The organism is Polaromonas sp. P3_C2, from assembly GCF_056402675.1.
This window is the reverse complement of record NZ_JBFUGX010000447.1, coordinates 1-3,466: the sequence shown is the minus strand read 5'-3', so window position 1 is coordinate 3,466 and position 3,466 is coordinate 1. Positions and strand designations below refer to the sequence as shown.

General features: G+C 58.7%; 5 protein-coding genes and 1 tRNA gene. 1 reads left to right on the top strand and 5 read right to left on the bottom strand.

Annotation, left to right across the window (positions count from 1 at the left end; genetic code table 11):
- A partial coding sequence (locus AC1DWI_RS16900) for a hypothetical protein (RefSeq protein ID WP_477725262.1) occupies positions 1 to 231 on the top strand: 231 nt, incomplete at its 5' end.
- Positions 232 to 355: 124 nt separating this feature from the next.
- On the opposite strand, the gene AC1DWI_RS16895 is transcribed toward AC1DWI_RS16900, so the two are convergent.
- The 5 genes from AC1DWI_RS16895 to AC1DWI_RS16875 form a co-directional block, all read right to left on the bottom strand.
- Positions 356 to 431: transfer RNA gene (locus AC1DWI_RS16895), tRNA-Thr, on the bottom strand.
- 11 nt (positions 432 to 442) lie between these two features.
- A complete protein-coding gene (locus tag AC1DWI_RS16890) occupies positions 443 to 994 on the bottom strand; it encodes a ClpXP protease specificity-enhancing factor (protein ID WP_477669848.1) in 552 nt (183 codons plus the stop codon).
- A 183-nt stretch (positions 995 to 1,177) separates the two neighbouring features.
- The gene (locus AC1DWI_RS16885; protein WP_477725261.1) at positions 1,178 to 1,789 is read right to left on the bottom strand and encodes a glutathione S-transferase N-terminal domain-containing protein; all 612 of its coding nucleotides are present in this window, start codon (positions 1,787 to 1,789) and stop codon (positions 1,178 to 1,180) included.
- 85 nt (positions 1,790 to 1,874) lie between these two features.
- Positions 1,875 to 2,630: a cytochrome c1 gene (locus AC1DWI_RS16880; protein ID WP_477669849.1), complete on the bottom strand. Its 756-nt coding sequence runs from the start codon at positions 2,628 to 2,630 to the stop codon at positions 1,875 to 1,877.
- Positions 2,631 to 2,646: 16 nt separating this feature from the next.
- A partial coding sequence (locus AC1DWI_RS16875) for a cytochrome b family protein (RefSeq protein WP_477725260.1) occupies positions 2,647 to 3,466 on the bottom strand: 820 nt, incomplete at its 5' end.

The following is a 3,466-nucleotide window of genomic DNA, read 5'->3' as shown; positions in this document are numbered from 1 at the left end:
GTTCAGGAGTCCGGCGAAAGGCTCAAGGCCATTGAATCGCTGCTTCCTGAAGCCCTGCGGCCCGCCGTTCAGGCCGGACCGATTGACGGTGAAACCTGGTGCCTGCTGGTGAATGGCAATGCGGCTGCTGCAAAAATCCGGCAGTTGCTCCCCCTGATCCAGGCGCGCCTTCTCGGCAAAGGTTGGAAGGTTACATCAATTCGGCTCAAGATACTAATAGCCAAAAAGTAGTCGTCCAGACCGGCTCACAGAAGCCTCAATACGTCGTGGCCCGCATGTTGATCACATTGCCTGCTACCAATTTCGTAGCGTATGGTACCCATATGGCATGGGGAAGGCAACAGGAAAGGGAAAATGGTGCCGCTTGTCGGAATCGAACTGACGACCTACCGCTTACAAGGCGGTTGCTCTACCAACTGAGCTAAAGCGGCACAAAGCTATTTTACTTGACCCGTTTCAGTGAAGGCCGTGTGCGCGGCGACTTGGGCGGATCCGGCGGCTCGGAACCGTCATCGGCTTGCGAATCTGCGCTGCTTTCGGGCACCAGCTGCATGATCTTTTCCGGGCCTTCCGCCGGATTGTGCGGATGCGCAGCCGGCGCGGCAGCCACCGGAGGTGCGCCATGAGGGTCTTCGGCGCCCGCCTCAGCGCCGGAAACCGGACCGGCGGAAGCCGCAACCATGGGAAAGGCCATGCCTTGCCCGTTTTCACGGGCATAGATCGCAATCACGTGGCTGATGGGCACCATGATTTCCCGGGCACTGCCGGCRAASCGCGCCTTGAACTCGATGAARTCGTTGCCGAGCTTGAGTGACGAGGTCGCGTCAAAACTGATGTTGAGCACGATCTCGTTGTTCTTGACGTACTCGCGCGGCACCTGCACGGTGTCGTCCACCGACACGGCCACATAAGGCGTGAAGCCGTTGTCAGTGCACCACTCGTACAAAGCCCGTATCAGATACGGTCGCGTTGACGTGGAGTCCAGGGCGTTCATGAATTCAGCCAAGTTAAACCCGAACCATCATATGGGCACCCTCTTCACCGGCCGTGAGAGATCTCTCTTCGCCAGCCAGGGCCGCGGATCCGGCTTCGCCGGGCCGCAGGCGCAGCGCCCCTCTTCTTCTTGCAAGGGGCAGCGCACAGCCGAAGGTACACGCAGTGGCAAGCGTGGGGGCCATTATTTCCGCATGACCTTTTCGGAAGGCGTCAGCGCTTCGATATAGGCGGGGCGCGAAAAGATGCGTTCCGCATACTTGAGCAGCGGTGCGGCATTTTTCGACAGGTCAATGTCGTAGTAGTCCAGGCGCCACAGCAGCGGGGCAATCGCCACGTCCAGCATGGAAAAGTTATCGCCGAGCATGAACTTGTTTTTCAGGAAGATCGGTGCGAGCTGCGTCAGGCGGTCGCGGATATGCGAACGGGCTTTTTCAAGCGCCTTTTCGTTGCCTTTGGAGGCGCGCGATTCCAGCGTGYTGACGTGGACGAACAGTTCTTTTTCGAAGTTCAGCAGGAAGAGGCGAACGCGCGCGCGGTCAACCGGGTCGCCGGGCATGAGTTGCGGGTGCGGAAAGCGCTCGTCGATGTACTCGTTGATGATGTTCGATTCGTACAGGATCAGGTCGCGCTCGACCAGGATAGGTACCTGTCCGTATGGGTTCATCACATTGATGTCTTCCGGCTTGTTGTACAGGTCAACATCGCGAATTTCGAAGTCCATGCCCTTTTCAAACAGCACAAAACGGCAGCGGTGCGAGAAGGGGCAGGTCGTGCCTGAATAAAGGACCATCATGGTGCGGAACTCCTAAATGCAAAGGAGTGGATACATTGAAAGCATCCACTCCAGAAGGTGCCGGGAGCTTAGCCCCGGCGAAAAATTACTTGACGTCTTTCCAGAACGCCGCATTCAGGCGCCAGGCAACAAAGGTCAAGCCGAGAAGGAAAATCAGCACCCAGACGCCGACGCGAATACGGGTGTTCTGGGCCGGCTCGCCCATCCATTGCAGGTAGCCCACGAGGTCGCCCATCGCCTGGTCATACTGCAACTGCGTCATGGTGCCGGGGGTGAGCTGCTTCCAACCCTTAAAAATCTCCACTTTATGGCCGTGCTCTTCCTTGTAGTCGTACTGCGGCTCGCGCGTGCCCTGCAGTTCCCACAACACATGCGGCATGGCCACACTCGGGAAAGCGCGGTTGTTCCAGCCCGTGGCTTTGGTGTTGTCGGGGTAGTAGCTGCGCAGGTAAGTGTAAAGATAGTCGGCACCCGTGCCGCCGGCACCCGATCGCGAACGTGCAATCACGGTCAGGTCGGGCGGATTGCCGCCGAACCAGTCCTTCGCCTGCTTGGGATCAATCGCAGCCTTCATGGTGTCGCCGACCTTTTCGGTCGTGAACAGCAGGTTGTCCTTGATTTGTTGCTCGGTCAGGCCGATGTCTTTCAGGCGGTTGAAGCGCATGAAAGCAGCGGAGTGGCAGTTCAGGCAGTAATTGACGAACAGCTTGGCACCGTTTTGCAGCGAGCCCAGGTCATTCGTGTTGTTCGGTGCCTTGTCCCAGGCAATACCGCCTTCGGAAGCGTGTGCACCGGCAACCAGGCCGAGGGCCGCGATCAGGGAAAAAATCAGTTTTTTCATTGTTGTTATCTCCTGCTTAGTGACCGTGGAAAATAATACGGTCAGGCGGCGTTTTAGGCGTACCCAGGCGGCTCCACCACGGCATCAAAAGGAAGAAACCAAAATAGAACAGGGTGCCGAGCTGGGACACGCGCTCACCGATGGCCGATGGCGGTTGAACACCCAGGTAACCGAGTACCAGGAAATTCACGACAAAAATGCCGTAGAGGTATTTGTGCCAGTCAGGGCGGTAGCGGATGGACTTGACCGGGCTGTGGTCCAGCCATGGCAGGAAGAACAGGATGATGACCGCACCACCCATCACGACCACGCCCCAGAACTTGGCGTCGATACCCTTGATCATCATGCCCCAGAGCTCGCCCAGGAAAGGCACGCCGGCCAGCGGTTTGGCCAGCGCATCCAGGCCTTGCGCGATGCCTGCGCCGGCGGAAGGAATGACCAGGCCGATCCAGTTGGCGATGGAAGGCAGCAAGCCCAGCAGCAAGGCCGCGCCGACGGCAATCACCAGCACGGCTGGCTTGAAGATGCCGGAGAGTTTGCGGGCGGCAAGCACTGCGGCGACGATCGCGATGATGCCCAGTGCACCGGCCATTTCACCGGTGATGGCGCGCAGCATCGAGTAGTAAGGCGTGAAGTACCAGACCGGTGCGATGTGCGCAGGCGTCTTCAGCGGGTCGGCCGGGATGAAGTTGTTGTACTCCAGGAAGTAGCCGCCGAACTCGGGCGCGAAAAAGATGATCGCCGTGAAGATCATCAGGAAGACGCTCACACCGAAGATGTCGTGCACCGTGTAGTAAGGGTGGAAGGGTATGCCGTCCAGCGGGTGGCCTGCGGCG